This is a genomic window from Mesorhizobium sp. M7A.F.Ca.CA.001.04.2.1, assembly GCF_003998485.1.
Classification (GTDB): domain Bacteria; phylum Pseudomonadota; class Alphaproteobacteria; order Rhizobiales; family Rhizobiaceae; genus Mesorhizobium; species Mesorhizobium ciceri.
The window spans coordinates 1-14,514 of the sequence record NZ_RZQT01000144.1; the positions used below are offsets into that span (position 1 = coordinate 1).

13 protein-coding genes are annotated in these 14,514 nt (G+C 60.0%); 10 read left to right on the forward strand and 3 right to left on the reverse strand.

Annotated features, from left to right (window positions below; genetic code table 11):
* The 7 genes from tssM (EN955_RS29385) to EN955_RS29415 all read left to right on the forward strand — a co-directional run.
* The coding region (gene tssM / locus EN955_RS29385) for a type VI secretion system membrane subunit TssM (protein ID WP_127223501.1) at positions 1–1,663 on the forward strand (1,663 nt) is incomplete at its 5' end.
* A complete protein-coding gene (tagF, locus tag EN955_RS29390) occupies positions 1,645–2,187 on the forward strand; it encodes a type VI secretion system-associated protein TagF (protein ID WP_024504484.1) in 543 nt (180 codons plus the stop codon). The genes tssM (EN955_RS29385) and tagF, both read left to right, overlap by 19 nt.
* Before the next feature lie 3 nt (positions 2,188–2,190).
* Positions 2,191–3,252 (forward strand): DUF2169 domain-containing protein, encoded by a 1,062-nt coding sequence (locus EN955_RS29395; protein WP_013525297.1) that lies wholly within the window; start codon positions 2,191–2,193, stop codon positions 3,250–3,252.
* 115 nt (positions 3,253–3,367) lie between these two features.
* The gene (locus tag EN955_RS29400; RefSeq protein ID WP_164753876.1) at positions 3,368–4,300 is read left to right on the forward strand and encodes a beta-ketoacyl synthase N-terminal-like domain-containing protein; all 933 of its coding nucleotides are present in this window, start codon (positions 3,368–3,370) and stop codon (positions 4,298–4,300) included.
* On the forward strand, positions 4,300–5,061 hold the full coding sequence (locus tag EN955_RS29405) for a PAAR-like domain-containing protein (RefSeq protein WP_013525295.1): 762 nt from the start codon (positions 4,300–4,302) through the stop codon (positions 5,059–5,061). Before EN955_RS29400 ends, EN955_RS29405 begins: the two co-directional genes overlap by 1 nt.
* 15 nt (positions 5,062–5,076) lie before the next feature.
* Complete coding sequence (locus EN955_RS29410) at positions 5,077–5,646, forward strand: SMI1/KNR4 family protein (protein ID WP_013525294.1); 570 nt, start codon at positions 5,077–5,079, stop codon at positions 5,644–5,646.
* Complete coding sequence (locus EN955_RS29415; protein ID WP_024504485.1) at positions 5,634–6,431, forward strand: hypothetical protein; 798 nt, start codon at positions 5,634–5,636, stop codon at positions 6,429–6,431. Before EN955_RS29410 ends, EN955_RS29415 begins: the two co-directional genes overlap by 13 nt.
* Before the next feature lie 45 nt (positions 6,432–6,476).
* Here the strand turns inward: EN955_RS29415 and EN955_RS29420 are convergent, their stop codons facing one another.
* From EN955_RS29420 to tssI, 3 genes are read right to left on the reverse strand one after another with little or no spacing between them, the layout of a single operon-like run.
* Positions 6,477–7,565, reverse strand: coding sequence for a hypothetical protein (locus tag EN955_RS29420; RefSeq protein WP_164752018.1), 1,089 nt, complete (start codon positions 7,563–7,565; stop codon positions 6,477–6,479).
* Complete coding sequence (locus tag EN955_RS29425; RefSeq protein ID WP_013525291.1) at positions 7,562–7,987, reverse strand: DUF6484 domain-containing protein; 426 nt, start codon at positions 7,985–7,987, stop codon at positions 7,562–7,564. The genes EN955_RS29420 and EN955_RS29425 overlap by 4 nt, the downstream gene beginning before the upstream one ends.
* 3 nt (positions 7,988–7,990) lie before the next feature.
* Positions 7,991–10,318 (reverse strand): type VI secretion system tip protein TssI/VgrG, encoded by a 2,328-nt coding sequence (gene tssI / locus EN955_RS29430; RefSeq protein ID WP_024504486.1) that lies wholly within the window; start codon positions 10,316–10,318, stop codon positions 7,991–7,993.
* A 365-nt stretch (positions 10,319–10,683) separates the two neighbouring features.
* Between tssI and tagH the strand changes: the two genes are divergently transcribed.
* From tagH to tssM (EN955_RS29445), 3 genes are all read left to right on the forward strand, one after another.
* On the forward strand, positions 10,684–11,724 hold the full coding sequence (gene tagH, locus EN955_RS29435; RefSeq protein WP_024504487.1) for a type VI secretion system-associated FHA domain protein TagH: 1,041 nt from the start codon (positions 10,684–10,686) through the stop codon (positions 11,722–11,724).
* A 295-nt stretch (positions 11,725–12,019) separates the two neighbouring features.
* Positions 12,020–13,516, forward strand: a complete 1,497-nt coding sequence (tssL, locus tag EN955_RS29440; RefSeq protein ID WP_024504488.1) for a type VI secretion system protein TssL, long form — start codon at positions 12,020–12,022, stop codon at positions 13,514–13,516.
* Between the two features lie 19 nt (positions 13,517–13,535).
* Positions 13,536–14,514: type VI secretion system membrane subunit TssM (gene tssM, locus EN955_RS29445; protein ID WP_127223502.1), on the forward strand; the 979-nt coding region annotated here is incomplete at its 3' end.

Consider the following 14,514-nt stretch of genomic DNA (forward strand, 5'->3'; position numbering starts at 1 on the left):
CGACGAGAGCTATGTCGCGCCCGACCAGGCCCTGGTTGCCGAAGCGCTGAAAACGGTGTGTACCATTTCGTTGCCGGCGCGCGCCTACAAACAGTTGCTGGCCGATCCGGCAGTGGCCGGGCTCAAGGAGTGGATCCCGGCGAATTTCGCCGGCCCCAACGGCAGCAAGGTGTTCGCGCGGCGTTCCGCCAAGACGCTTCGCGTCGGCATTTCCGGAGCATTCACCTATGCCGGCTTTCACGACGTCATTCTCGATCGCATCGACGATGTCGCCGCACAGGCGGCGCTCGATCGTGCCGTTTTCGCTGGCGGCTGCTCAGAGAACTCCGAAACCTCGGTCTCCGCGCTGTCCGAGGATATTCTGAAGCTCTACTATGACGACTATATCGCGCAATGGGACAGCTTCCTGCGCGACATGAGGCTCGCGCCATTGACCGATCTCATCGTCGCCAGTGAGAACCTCAAGGATCTTTCGAGCGCCGATTCCGCGCTGAAGCGCCTGCTGACGGCAGTGGTGCAAGAGACGGAGCTCACCCGTTCGGATGACGCGCCCGCCGGAGATGACAAGGCGGCAGCCAAAGGCGGCTCGAAACTGCTCGGCAAACTGGGCAAGCTTGGCAAGATAGTGAAAACAGGGGCAAAACTGTTGCCACGGGCGGGTTCGGCCAGCGAGGTGGACCTGACCGGCAATCTTGTGGCCGAACATTTCAAACCACTCAAGAGCACCATTGCCGAGGTCGATGGCCAGCCGCCGGCACTGGATGCCGCGGTCGTCGCGCTGACCGCGCTATCCAACGTGCTGCAGACGGTCACCGCGAACCCCAATCCGCAGGATGCTATCAAGAAGCAGGGCGGCCTTGCCGAACTGACGGGAGCGGTCGCCCGGCAGGCACAGATCCTGCCCGACCCTATCAGCATTTGGCTGGGCGGGATTGCCGGCGACACCAGCAATTTGACTCAGAAGGCGGTCACTTCGGAGCTCAACGCCATCTGGCGGGCCGATATCCTGCCTTTCTGCCAGGCGGCGCTGAACGACCGCTATCCGTTCAGCGCCGAGAGCGCGGTGGACGTGAACGTACGGGATTTCGCCCGCCTCTTTGGGCCGGCCGGGCTGATTGACGGTTTCATCAACGACCATCTGATCAACTATGTCGACATGACCAGCCAGCCATGGAAATGGCGCGCCGATTTCGGCCTTGACGGTTCGGCCTTGGCGGCGTTCGAGCAGGCCAGGCACATCCGCGACGATCTATTTGCGGGCGGCAGCGGACCCGTGATGAGCTTCACGCTTGAACCGAAGGACCTGTCTCCCAACGTCACGCGCGTCACGCTCAATCTCGATGGCCAGAGCCTCGTCTACTACAACAACGCAACGCGGCCGCAACCCATGACATGGCCCGGCAAGGACGGCACGGGCGTCATCTCGCTCGCCTTCCAGCCGATCGACGGATCGCCTGAAATAATGCTCAACGAAACCGGCAGCTGGGCGTGGCTGAGGATGCTCCGCAGTGGCCGCTTCGCCAGCACTTCGCTGACCGACGTCTACAGCCTGCGTCTGGGCACGAAAGGCATGTACGCCGATTTCGAGCTCAAGGCCGCCAGCGTCGAAAATCCGTACAACCTCGAAATGTTCAAGAAGTTCACATGTCCGCCGCAGATATGAATGTGCCCGGTTTTTACGGAAAAATGCCCGCCACCGGCGATTTCGTGACGAGGCGGCTGCCGGGCGACTTTGTGCGCGCTTGGGACCGCTGGCTGGCGCAGCATCTCGTCCCGCTGATGGGCTCGAAAGCCTGGGACGAACGAATCCCACTACGTTTCATCTCAGGGCCTGCGGCATTCGGAAACGCGGCGGGGGTAATCTTGCCCTCGGCCGACCGGGTTGGACGGCGCTTTCCTCTTAGCATCGTCGCGATGATGTCCTCTGCGGACGAGACGATGACGCGTAGGGCCGACTGGTTCCGCGACATGGAAGCGCTTTGTTTTGAAACCCAGGAGACCGGGCTGACGCCGGACGCGCTCGACCAGGCGCTGCTGGTTTTTCCCTTCCCTGATCGCGACGAACGCGGGGAAGCGATCGACGGCATGGTCGTGTGGACCGCAACCTCCGACCTTTACGACGTCGATCCGGAGGAACCCACCAAAATCCTCGAATCTCTCCTTGCCGTCAGTGGGGAGATCTGTTGACCGATGTGGAATCTCTGGAACGAGACGCCATTTGCGGCCCAGGAAGCTTGGACCCGCGACGAACACGGCCACGAATGGTGGCTGATCGCGATCAAAGCATCGTTCGAACTTGACCTCGACGGTAAGCAGCAGCTTCTGAAGGATCAGGTTCCTGTTAATATGGCCCCTATCCACAGCGCTGACGCCCTGGAATTACTTGATGACGACGATCTCGTCATTGAAAAGAAGCACACCGATGTCCTTGTAGAAGGCCACGTATATGCGCCTGATCAGCGACCGAATATCGAGTCGATGGCGCGTATCAAGATAGGCAACGTGTTGGACAAGAGCGTGCGTGCGATTGGCGACCGTATTTTTATGCCGGGGCCGGTACTGGTGCGTATGAGCCGACCCGAGCCTTTCATTCGGATTCCGATTTCTTGGCGGAGAACTTTTGGCGGCACGGACACTCAGGCCTCCACGCCCGATTGGGACCGACGAAACCCCGTAGGAACCGGCTTCGCCGTCGATGCACGACATTTGATCGGCAGGACCGGCCCCAACTTCGAGTATCCTGACGCACCCTATCGCGATCACCAAAGCGGCCGGCCAGCAGGTTTCGGTCCAGTGGCGCGGCACTGGATGCCGCGCGCCAAATATGCGGGCACCTATGGCGATGAATGGCAAAAGAGGCGTGATCCGCTGCTGCCCTTGGATTTCAGCCGAACATACTACCAGTGCGCGCCGGAAGATCAGCAAACCAGGACGCCACTTGTCGGCTATGAAACCGTGCGGCTGGGCAATTTCACTGGCGACGGGTTTTTCCAGTTCGTACTGCCTCGTATCGGCTTCGACATACATACGGAGTTCAACAACCGACCCTCCCGGCAGCATGAGGAGCCGACGATCCATACGCTACGGATCAAACCAGACAAGCGTCAGTTCTCCATTACATGGATGACCACGCTGTATGTTCCTTATGACGAGGAGCGGCTGAAGAGCACCACCATAAGCCTACGTCGTCAGACTGTTTCGGCGGCCGCCACGCGCATGGGTATCTGGACGGAGGAATTCGTCGATGGCTAGAGACGACGCCATCGTCATCGTCGGCATCGGCGCGCGAACGCCGTTGGGATTCGACGCTGCTTCCAGTGCGGCCGCGGTTCGCGCTGGCATTTCCGCAATCCAGCAACATCCCACGATGGTCGACCGCTTCGGCGAGCAAATGAAGGTCACCCGCGACATGGGTATTGACCTTCATATGCGGGGTCCCGATCGCGCTGTCGCAATCGCTTTCGATCCGGCCGTGCAGGCATTGCGGCCGATGCTTGGCGCCCTCGGAAACGCACCGGTGTCGTTAATCGTGGCGACAGGCGAACCCAGGCCTGGCCAGGATGGCGAATTCGCAGTCCAAGTGCATGCTCAACTTCGCAGTGGTCTGTCACAATACGCCGTGTTCCAGGGCGGCGGATCCATTGCTGGAGGCCATGCCGGCGGTATGATCGCCATGCTGCAAGCGTCAAAAAGCCTGCGCGAGGGCAGCGTAACGTTCTGCCTGGCTGGCGGCGTCGATACCTATCTGCAGACCGAGACACTCGTGTGGTTGGACGAAAATGAACAACTGCATTCAGAGGGCAACATCTATGGGTTCTGCCCTGGAGAGGCGGCGGGATTTTGCCTGATGACAACTCTGCGAACCGCCCGGAAATATGCTATCCCGCCACGGCTCCAACTGATCGGCATCGAAGGCGCGCACGAGGAAAAACGCATCCGAACCGAGACCGTCGTTCTTGGCGAAGGACTTGGTGCTGCGTTCCGTAACTTGTTCGAAAAGGCCGTAACAGATCCAGTCGATCGGATAATCTGCGACATGAACGGCGAACGCTATCGAGCCAACGAGTACGGCTTCGCAACCATCCGCAATCCCGGTCGGTTCAGGGATGCGGCCGATTTCGAGACCCCTGCCGATTGCTGGGGCGATGTGGGTGCGGCGAGCGGACCTTTGTTTGTCAGCCTTGTGGCGGAAGCCGAAGCCCGCAATTATCAGACCGGACCCCTGTCCCTGATCTGGACCAGTTCCGAGAACGGCGTTCGCGCAGCCGCACTACTCGGCGGCAGGCGAAAGGCTGCCTGATGCCGACGCATATCACCGTCAATGGCCTCGGCTTAACCCACAAATCGTCCACCGGATTCTCCAAGGCGACAATCCCCGACGTTTGCAAGACTCCGAGCCCGGGCGGCCCCATTCCCTTGCCTTATCCCAACTTCGCAATGAGCAGCACATTGCAGAATGGCACGACAACCGTCTTCGCTAAGGGCGGCGCCATGATTGCTAACAAAGGCTCGCAATACGGGATGAGTACGGGTGACGAACCCGGAACGGTTGGCGGCGTCAAATCCAATACGTTCAAACAGGCAACAGATTGGATACTCTACTCGTTCGACGTCAAGATGGATGGCAAGAACGCCTGCCGCCACACCGACAAGAAATATCACAACAACAAAAATACGGTCGACCTGCAGGGGAATGCAAATCCAGCCCCGCTGCCTACGGTCGTTTTCGATTCGGCAACCTTTCCTAACAAGGTAGCCAACATGAAGAAGCGGATGCCCGCTTCCGGCAAGAAGAAGCTGACGCGCCAGACAAGCCGAAGCGCCATCCGCAAGAACCGGCGAGCCGCGCTCAAAGGCGAGAAAAAGGGCAAGAAAAAGACGTCGCTCGACGAGTTTCCCTTCGCCTCTTCGACCCAGGGTGGAAAACCTCCGGGTAAGCCGAAAGCCGCCGTCGCGGCGATTCCGGTGTCGGAGCAGAACGCCCAAGGCGGCAAACTTTCGTCGTTTTATCAGAACAACAATATTGGCAACGGCGATTCATATTGGGTGGAAGTCATCTAGAGTCAGGCTCCTGCAATGATCGAAGAACTGGACCGGATCGTTCAATTTCTGACGCGTCTCGGACGCGTAACGCCAACTCTGCTCCAGCCCGGGCTGTCCACCATGGACATCCGTGCCTGGGAGGCACGGTTGCCTTTCCCGCTTCCGTTGGAGTTGGAGCAACTATATCGCTGGCGCGACGGAACCAGGGTGAACGAAGGCGAGCAGTTGGACACCGTTTACTTTTTCCCCGGCTTCTACCTGCTGTCGCTCGAAGAAGCTGTCGAAATATTCATGGAACGAAGGGACGCACCGCAGTGGCGCAAAGGGTGGTTTCCGGTGTTTGCTGACGGAGGCGGGGATTTCTACCTCGCCTCATGCGGCCATGAGAAGAAGGAAACCGCAGAGATAATCGGCTTCATTCATGGGGAGCCCCAGCAGCCTGTGGAGTATGAGAGCCTTACGGCAATGATCAAAACGATTGACGCGTGTTACGCTGAAGGCGCTTTTTTTGTCGACGAAGACAACACTCTTGAAATCGATGACGAACTTCATCGCGACATCGCTCACAGGTTTAACCCGGAGATTCCCGAATGGCAAAACTAACGCAGCTTGAGGCGGCACAAAAGAAGGCTCTGGGTGGGGACATCGAAGAAGCGGAACAGGCGTTCGCCGACCTGGTGAAGAAGGGTACGGCCCGGGCCGCAGCGGCTCTCGCGGAGATCTCGGCGTACCGCGGTCAATGGCACGAAGTGCTCGGACATGTCGAGACGTCCGTCGCCGCACTAGACCAATTCGAGACGTTCGACGTCCAGATTGATCAGATCACGCTTTGCTCGCTAGCGGCACGCCAAACCGAAAGCTGGGATCGAGCCGCAAAGACAGCGGAGATCGGCCGCCGCAGTTTGGGAAAGAAGGGCGATCCCGATCTTCTGAAGATACTCGCAAGGCTGGCTGCGTTCGCCGCATCACACGGTTCGGAGGATTTTCGCTTACCGCAGGGTGTGCAGCTTGGTGGCGCAGTTCGCTTTGCTGAGGCGGTGGTGAAGGTTGAAGGCAGCAAGAAAAAGTTTTCGGATCCGCAGACACGGGCCGATCATATGATCGGACTGGCGCGTGTCTATGAGTATCATGAGGGTGCGGTGCAGATGTTTGAAAAAGACAACACCCTGCCCGGTATTTTCGACAACGTGGTGTTCCTCGCCGCCGCGCTGGCCAAAGCCGGGCGCTCAGACGATGCATGGGCGGTCATAAGGGGCGGAATCAGCGATTGGTGGCCGGTGGAGGAAACCCAGATTGCGCCGGTTGTGCTTCTAACAGACGCGTCATTGGCACCGATCATGACCGCGGTGCGCTGCGCCGAAATTCTCGATACCCCACGGGGATCCTGATCGATCGGCTCGTGGCTCGAGTCGCGGTCTCGGCGCGTTTCTTGATTATTTTTGGAGCACACTGTTGCTCCACATCCTAACGTTCTCTGCCACAGGCACCTTCATCGCAAAATCGCCGAAGTGATCCTCAAAGTCAGGCCCAAGCGTGGTCGGATCGAGCGTAAACAACCCGTCGATGCCGCGTGCTTCCGGGAAGGTCTCGAGCAGCGCGCCGCCAGCGGCCGCAGCGAGCGCTGGAATGCGCATCTGCTGCACCAGCCAAGGCAGGATCGAACGATCGCCCAGCATGCCGGCGCCACGCACGGCTAGCGACGCCGTGTCGGGCGACTTGAGCAAGCCACCCATGAAGGCGCGGACGTCGTCCTGTGGCCCTGCCTTGATCAAGGCTCGCAAAGCCGTCGGTGCATTTGGCCCATTGGTGGCCGCAACCTTTCGCAACTCCGCCCTCGCCAAATCCCCGCGGTCAAGTTCGTTCAGTGTCCAGGCTGCCCATAGCCGCACGCTTCCGTCGTCGGCATCTAGCGCGCCAGCAACTTCGTGCACCAGATCGAGGCGTTGCAGTACCCCCGCCAAATGCAGGCTGTTTGCCCGCACGCGGACGTCAGGATCGCGCATCAGATTCGTCAACAGAGCTTTTGGGTCGACCCCATGTTCGCGGCAGGCCGCGACAGCGAGATAGCGTAGGAACGCGTCTTGCGCGCTGATCCAACGCCGTACCAAGGGACTAATCGTTTCGGCCTTATGCCATGCCAGTGCTCCGACCAGGCCCCGCGCATCGTCATCCGAAGCACGGCCAAGTTCAACGGCTTGTCGGATCTTGTTATCGCTACCCTGCTCAATTGCCAACCATGTGAAAAGGAACAACTCCCCCTTTTCGGGGAAGTCCTCATAGGCAGCCTCGATGAACGGCCATGCGGCTACCCCGGCAATACGCAAGCCGTCAAGGTTTGCCTCAAGCCGCCTGCCGACGCCGTCGACCACGTTTCCCTCAGGTGGGTCCTCGGCGGCCAACGTGTCGCGCTGCGCCCACAAGAAAGCCGCCAGCTCGGCGTGCTGACGCACAATGTCCTTGACGATGCGATGTTCAACGGTACCGTCCGATTGTTGGCCGTAGCTCCCCGCGACCATCATCAATTTAAGTCGATCGAACCGCCGCGAATACGGTTGGCGGCACTGGCGTGGCTGGTAACGAAAGTACCTCTGATGGTGATGCGACCGTCTTTCTCCATCAGGATCGTTGCCTTGCCGCAGCGTAATTCGATCCGTTCTTCGGCGTGAATCCGCACGCGGTCTCCATCGCGAATAACTGCAGGTGCCGCATGCTTGCGCACCAGTTCCACGATGCGCCCGACGATGAGCGGCCGCCGCGCATCTCCGTCCTCGAACAACAAGGCGATCTCCTGGCCGATCATATCGGATGACAGTTCGGCAAGGCTGCGCGCCGCTAGTGCGGTTTCTTTCGAATTGCCCGGAAATACTACCAGAGGACCGTCTTCGCCGAAACCGAGAAACTGGCCAATTACGACGCCATCGACGCGATCACGAACCTTTTCCATGCTCTAGTTCTCCCCTATTTTCGAACCCTTCATCGTGATGTCGCTAGAAGCCTTGATGCTGATCTTTCCTGACCCTTTGACCGAAATGTCCTTGCCCTCGATCGCGATCGTGCCGTCTTTCTTCATCATGATCTTGGCCGAGCCGGTTGTGATGAGAATTTCGTCACCGGCGTCGATGACCAGCTTCTTGCCGATTTTGATCGTGCCATTGCCGGTGACAGAAATGGCACTGTCTTTGCCGACCGAGAGGGAATGCGCGCCGGCCACCGATGTCGAATCGTCCTTGCCTACCGAAGCGGTGCGTCCTCCGCCGACCGTCGAACCTTGATCCTTCGCGATGCTCTCGGTGTGGCCGCCGCCTATGGACACGCTCTGATCGGAAGCAATCGTCCAGCTGTCGCTCGCACCTATGCTGTGGTCCTGCGCTGCCCCAACCGTCACGGACCGTGTCGCGCCGATCGTGTTGGTCTGCGGCCCGCCGACGCTTCTGGTCTCCGATGCTCCGACCGTATCGACACGCGCAGCGCCAACGCTCACCGTCTGCACAATCCCCACCGTCTGCGTGTGATTGGCGTCGATGTTCTCCGTCGAGTTCGACACGACATGGATGGTCTCGTTGGCCATGACCGTCAGCGAGCGGTTGGCGCCCACTGTCTCGGTGTCGTTCGAGCCGATGTTGGTGGTCTGGTCCACGCCGACCTTGACGGTCTTGTTGTTTCCGACGTCCTCGTCGAGGTTGTGGCCGACGGAGTGCTTGGCGTCGTGGTCGATGCGGTCGGACTGGTCGTGCTGCACCAGCTTGGTGCGGTCGTGCTTGACCAGAAGGTTATGGTCCTTCTGCGCCTGGAAATTGACCAGTTCGGAGCCGGCCTTGTCCTCGAACATCAGCTCGTTGTAGCCGCCACCGCCTTTGGAGGAGTCGGACTTCCAGCCCGATTGCGTGGCGCTGCCCGGCAGCCCGTAGGGCGGCATCTGCGAGGCGTTGTAGACCCTGCCGGTGATGATCGGCAGGTCCGGGTCGCCTTCGATGAAGTCGACGATCACCTCCTGGCCGATGCGCGGGATCTGGATAAAACCCCAGCCGCTGCCGGCCCAGGTCTGCGACACCCGCACAAAGCAGGAGCTGTTCTGGTCCTTCTTGCCCAAGCGGTCCCAATGAAATTGCACCTTCACCCGCGCATATTTGTCGGTGAATATTTCCTCGCCCGACGGACCGACCACCGTCGCCGTCTGGGGGCCGCGCATGATCGGCCGGGGCGTGATCCGTGGCGGACGATAGGGCAAGGCGGTCGGCGCCAAGCCGAGGATCACCTTGAAATTCTCGCTGTTGACGTCAGCATGGGCTCTGTAACCTGGATCAAACAGTCTGTATTCGGCGCTGACCACCAGATACTCCTGGTTCTGGTCCTCACGCGGAAAGCTATCCAGCTTGAACGTGCAGCCCGAATAGAGGCCGCGCACGGTCCCGACGGCGGCGATGCGCTGGTGGACGGCCTGGATTTCCTCGCGCCGGATCGCGGCCAGGCTGTCTCCCCGGCCCGTTTCGAGATGCGCGCCGGGCTGGCGGTAGTTCTCACCCGCTGCCTCCTTGTGGCTGAACGGCTGGGCCGACTTGGCCATGAGATCGGCGCCCGGCTTCGTGAAATCATAGTCAGTGTGGGCATAGGCGCCTGGGCGCACCGAACTGCCCGGTATCCATTCAGTGATGTATTCGACATCGCGCCGCGAACCCTGACCTTCAAAGTTATAGAGCACTTTCTCGCAGCCCGACGCGGGCTTCAGCTTGCTCATCGCATCGGCCAGGACAAGCGTGTGCTTGCCGTCATCATGCTCGAAGAAATACAGGATGCCTTCATGCTCCAGCAGCCGCTGCACGAAATCCAGATCGGTTTCGTCGTATTGCACGCAATATTCGCGCGGGGGATAAGACCCTTGCAGGCGCAGGTCGAATTCCGCGATACCGTACTTCTTGAAGATGTCTTTGACGATGTCGACGACGCTCTTGTTCTGGAAAATACGGCAATCGGTGGTGTTGCCGAGAAACCAGAGCCACGGCCTGATGACCGCCTCATAGTAGGCCAGCCGATCTTCCAGCCGGGTGAGCCGGAACTCGGAGACGATGCCGCTGAACCAGCGTTTCGGATCGGATTCAGCTTCGATCGAGAGCGGCCCGCCCAGCATCTTCAACGGATCGATATCGGAGTCGGTGCTCACGAATCCGACCGTATAGGCAAAACAACGGCTGATCTCATCGCGTCCGACAAGATGCGTGAAGGTCAACAGCTCGGAGCCAACCGGTGTGCGGACAACGGTGGCACGTTCATTGGGCATGGGTCGAGCCCCCTCCTGGACGCGGCCGCCAATGTGATGGATTTGAAGTTCCCGCTATATTAACAGCATTCCGTTCAGGAACTTCTTAGATCCGCCACGCCAGGCCATGTTGAGCCTACCACATGTTTTCCTGCTGGCCAAAGAGGACATGGGGCGACAGAAACCTAAACCGTATCGCGGTTGGTCGGATTCACGCGCTGCACCTTCAGGTCTTGTTTCATGCAATGTCGTTTTCTCAAACGGAGGGCACTTTTGGGCGACATGCATTAACCAGCCGGTTCATCGGCTTGAAACGCTTCTGTCCTGTTTTACCCGCAAGCTGCTAGAATGGCGGAGTACCGATCAACGATCGACGGCGATCTCGGATGCACATCAGTCTGGAAATCAACAATGTCGACGCCTTGCCCGCTGGTACCTCGACCAGCTACGCGGCGCGTGATCGCGGCTTCGAAATCGGACGCGATGCTTGCGACTGGACCTTGCCGGATCCCGACAAGTTCATCTCGGGCCGCCACTGCGAGGTTCGCTACGAGGCGGGCGCGTTCTGGCTGCACGACATCTCGCGCAATGGGACTTTCATCAACGGATCGAGCCAGCGCATGACCGGGCCACACCGGCTTGGCCATGGCGACCGGATACTGATCGGCCGTTATGTCATCTTGGTATCGATCGACGAAGAGCGCGCCACGGCGGGCTACCCCAGCTACAAATCCGAGCAGCGAGACATGCCGCCCGCGACAGGCCGACCGCTGGAATTCAAAGATGCACCTTTCTTCGATCCCGCGCAGCAACGGCCCGGGCAGCGCATTCCGCCGCACTCCCCACCCCTGCCTTCGACCAGAGACGAGGTCTTGCGGGAGATCGCGATCGGAGCCGGCATTTCGCCGGAATTGCTTCAATTACGCGACCCGCATGAAGTTGCCGCCGAAATCGGCACGGTCCTGCGGGTGGTGGTCGAGGAACTGACGTTGCTGCTGAAAGCACGTGCGGCCGCGAAAATGCTGGCCAAGAGCACACAACGAACGATGATCAGCGCCGCCGACAACAATCCGCTGAAGTTCGTTCCAGGAACCGACGACATCCTCGAAATCATGTTCGCCCGTCGCAGGGCCGGCTATCTTGATGCCAGGCGCAGTATCGAGGACGCATTCCGCGATCTGAAGACGCACGAATTCGCCACCTATGCCGCCATGCAAGCTGCGCTCTCCCGACTGCTTGACGACCTGTCGCCCGAGGCGATCGGCAGGAAACTCCCGCCTACGTCGTTCACATCGAAGAAGGGGCAGGCCTGGGACGCCTATGTCGCGACATGGCGGACCATGGAGGAGGCACATGAAAACGGCATGCTGGACATCTTCCTGGCGTATTTCAGCGAGGCCTACGCCAAAGCCGACAAGCAAAAATAGGCGATCCAGGAAACGCCTGGCAGGCCAATCAGAAAAGTCCTCCGACGCCCGGCATCCGGTTCCAATAAACAATTTCTGAGATTACAATCGCATACGACAGTTCGCCAAGCGGGTAAGACTCATTGACCTGGGGGTCTGCGGCAATGTCATGCTACGGCGGGACAGGATTTTCTGGCCAATCCTTCTGCGGACACTGCCGCGGCCGACCGGGGTTGCGGTCCCTTTACCCGACCAGAAACCGTCTTGCGCCTGTCTCGCCCAATCGCGGGTATCCCGCCTGCACGAGTGATCGGCGATGAGCTCGAAGGACGACCCCTTCGGTCCGGCGGGCAAGACCGTCATTCGCGCAAATCCACGGCGCACGCAAAAACCGCCGCCGGTTCCGGAGCAATCCATCGTGGACACCTCCAGGATCGAGGATTCAACCGTGTTCGATCCTGGTGTCGTGCGGCCACCGGGCTGGGTATCAGGAACCGTCATCTATCAAGGCCCGGCCCTGGGTGCCCCAGCAGGTACCAGCTCTTCGGCCGCCGCATCAAAGCCGCCCATCGAGCAGGGCACGCTGCTCGGCGCCGCCGAGGTGGTCAGATACTGCGCGGCAAACACTATTCTCGCTGCGGCCGCTCCTTTGCTGATGCTGTTTGGGCAACTCAGGCTGATGCCTGTCGAAAGACAGGCGGAGCCACTGGCGCAACATGTCGCTGAGGCCATCGAAAAATTCGACCGGACGGTCGAGAAATCGGACGTTGCCGAAGAGGATGCGCGGATTGCGCGTTATGTTCTGTGCGAAACAGCCGACGATCTCATCGGCAACCTGCCTTGGCCTGGGAAAGACGACTGGTCGCAACGCAGCATGTCGTGGCAGTTCTTTCATACCCAGTCCTCCGGCACAGGCTTCTACGAAGCACTGAACAAGATCCTGGCCCATCCCGAGACACATTACGATCTGCTCGAACTGATGCATGTCTGTCTGTCGCTGGGGTTCGAGGGCCAGTATCGCGGCGTGAGGCGCGAAGACAACAATCTCGAGCGCGTTCGACGCGACGTCTACGAGACGCTTCGCTACTTCAGGACGCGTGCGGGTGAAGACATCTCGCCGCGCTGGCAGGGCTTGGCCGAGACGATGGCGCAGTCCTCGGCCCGCCTGCCGCTTTGGGTGGTTGCCGCGTCAGCGTCGGCGCTGCTGGCGGCAGCGTTCTTCGCATTGCGGGTCTTCATCTCCAATGAAGGCGACGCCGCCGCAGGTGAATTGCTGGCACTCAACCCATCAATACCCGTCGCTATCGAGCGCGCCAGCGTGGCGCCGCTGGTCGAGCCAGCCAAAGTCGCCCCACCGGCGGCCAACGCTCAGATCGATCGTATTCGTGCGGTGCTGGCCAAGGACGTCGAAGGCGGCGGACTGGCCATTGGCACCAAGGGCGACTTCATCGTCGTGGAAATCAACAATCTGCTGCTGTTCCAGTCCGGCAGGGCCGAGACGAAGCCGGAATTTCAGCCCATCGCCGCCGACATCGCCGCGGCTCTTGAGCACGAGCCTGGACCGATCCGGATCGTCGGCCACACGGATAATGTCAAACCGCGTCGGTCGAGCGCCTTCAAATCCAACTTCGACCTTTCGCTGGCCCGGGCCAAAGCCGTCGAAGCCCTGATGGCCGCGAAATTCAGCGATCCCTCGCGACTGACGGTGGACGGCAAGGGCGAGGACGAACCGATCGCCGAAAACGCGACGCCGGAAGGCCGCGCCAGGAACCGCCGTGTCGATGTGATGATCCCCAGGGAGGAGACATTGTGACGACCTGCTGGAAGCATCCATGACGCGTTGGCTGCTGCGGATATTCAGCATGACCGCGCTGATCGGCTTCGCGACGGCCATATGGTTTGCCGGCCCCTTGATCCGCTTTGCCGATAGCCGGCCGCTCGGGCCTGCCTGGCTGCGTGCAACGATCATCGGTGTAATCGTGGCGACGCTGGCGCTTTTTCACGGGCTGCGTTTCTGGCAGGGGAGGAAGGCGCAAAAAGCGCTCGAAACCGTCGTTGCGCACAATGATGACCGCGATGATGACGATGGGCGGCTGCTCGAAGCCCGCATGAATGAGGCCTTGGCGGCGCTCAAAGGGTCGAGCGGCAAGCGCAACTTCCTCTACGACGTCCCCTGGTACGTCGTCATAGGCCCGCCGGGTGCCGGCAAGACAACGGCACTGGTCAATTCGGGGCTGAATTTTCCGCTTGCCGGTTCAGGAGACGCCCAACCGGTGGCCGGCATTGGCGGAACACGTGCCTGCGACTGGTGGTTTACCGACCAGGCCGTGTTGATCGACACCGCAGGTCGCTACACGACGCAGGATTCCAATGCTGAGAGCGACAAGAAGAGCTGGCTCTCCTTCCTGTCACTGCTCAAGAAGCACCGCGCCCGGCAACCGATAAACGGCGTCATCCTGGCCATCAGCCTTGCCGATCTGATGAGCTTCGACGACCGGCAGCTAGATACCCACGTCGCCGAGATACGCAACCGGCTGAGGGAAATCCACGAGACGCTGAAAGTTCAGTTTCCAGTCTATCTGATTTTCACCAAGGCCGATCTTGTCTCCGGTTTCATGGACTACTTCGGCGGTTTCGACGAGTCACGAAGGCGCAAGGTGTGGGGCGCGACATTCCAGACCGCGGAGCGCGACAGGAACATGGCCGCTGGAGCCCCTGCCGAATTCGATGCGCTGGCAAAACGACTGGCCGACGAGATGGCCGACCGCCTCCAGGAAGAGGCTGATCCCGTCACGCGCATCTCCATCTTCG

Excerpts from the sequence above, each read along its gene's own strand:
- tagF (WP_024504484.1), top strand. The coding sequence starts at position 1,645 with ATGTCCGCCGCAGATATGAATGTGCCCGGTTTTTACGGAAAAATGCCC.
- tssI (WP_024504486.1), bottom strand. The coding sequence starts at position 10,318 with ATGCCCAATGAACGTGCCACCGTTGTCCGCACACCGGTTGGCTCCGAG.
- EN955_RS29400 (WP_164753876.1), top strand. The coding sequence starts at position 3,368 with ATGGTCGACCGCTTCGGCGAGCAAATGAAGGTCACCCGCGACATGGGT.
- tssL (WP_024504488.1), top strand. The coding sequence starts at position 12,020 with ATGAGCTCGAAGGACGACCCCTTCGGTCCGGCGGGCAAGACCGTCATT.
- EN955_RS29415 (WP_024504485.1), top strand. The coding sequence starts at position 5,634 with ATGGCAAAACTAACGCAGCTTGAGGCGGCACAAAAGAAGGCTCTGGGT.
- EN955_RS29395 (WP_013525297.1), top strand. The coding sequence starts at position 2,191 with ATGTGGAATCTCTGGAACGAGACGCCATTTGCGGCCCAGGAAGCTTGG.
- tagH (WP_024504487.1), top strand. The coding sequence starts at position 10,684 with ATGCACATCAGTCTGGAAATCAACAATGTCGACGCCTTGCCCGCTGGT.
- EN955_RS29425 (WP_013525291.1), bottom strand. The coding sequence starts at position 7,987 with ATGGAAAAGGTTCGTGATCGCGTCGATGGCGTCGTAATTGGCCAGTTT.
- EN955_RS29410 (WP_013525294.1), top strand. The coding sequence starts at position 5,077 with ATGATCGAAGAACTGGACCGGATCGTTCAATTTCTGACGCGTCTCGGA.
- EN955_RS29405 (WP_013525295.1), top strand. The coding sequence starts at position 4,300 with ATGCCGACGCATATCACCGTCAATGGCCTCGGCTTAACCCACAAATCG.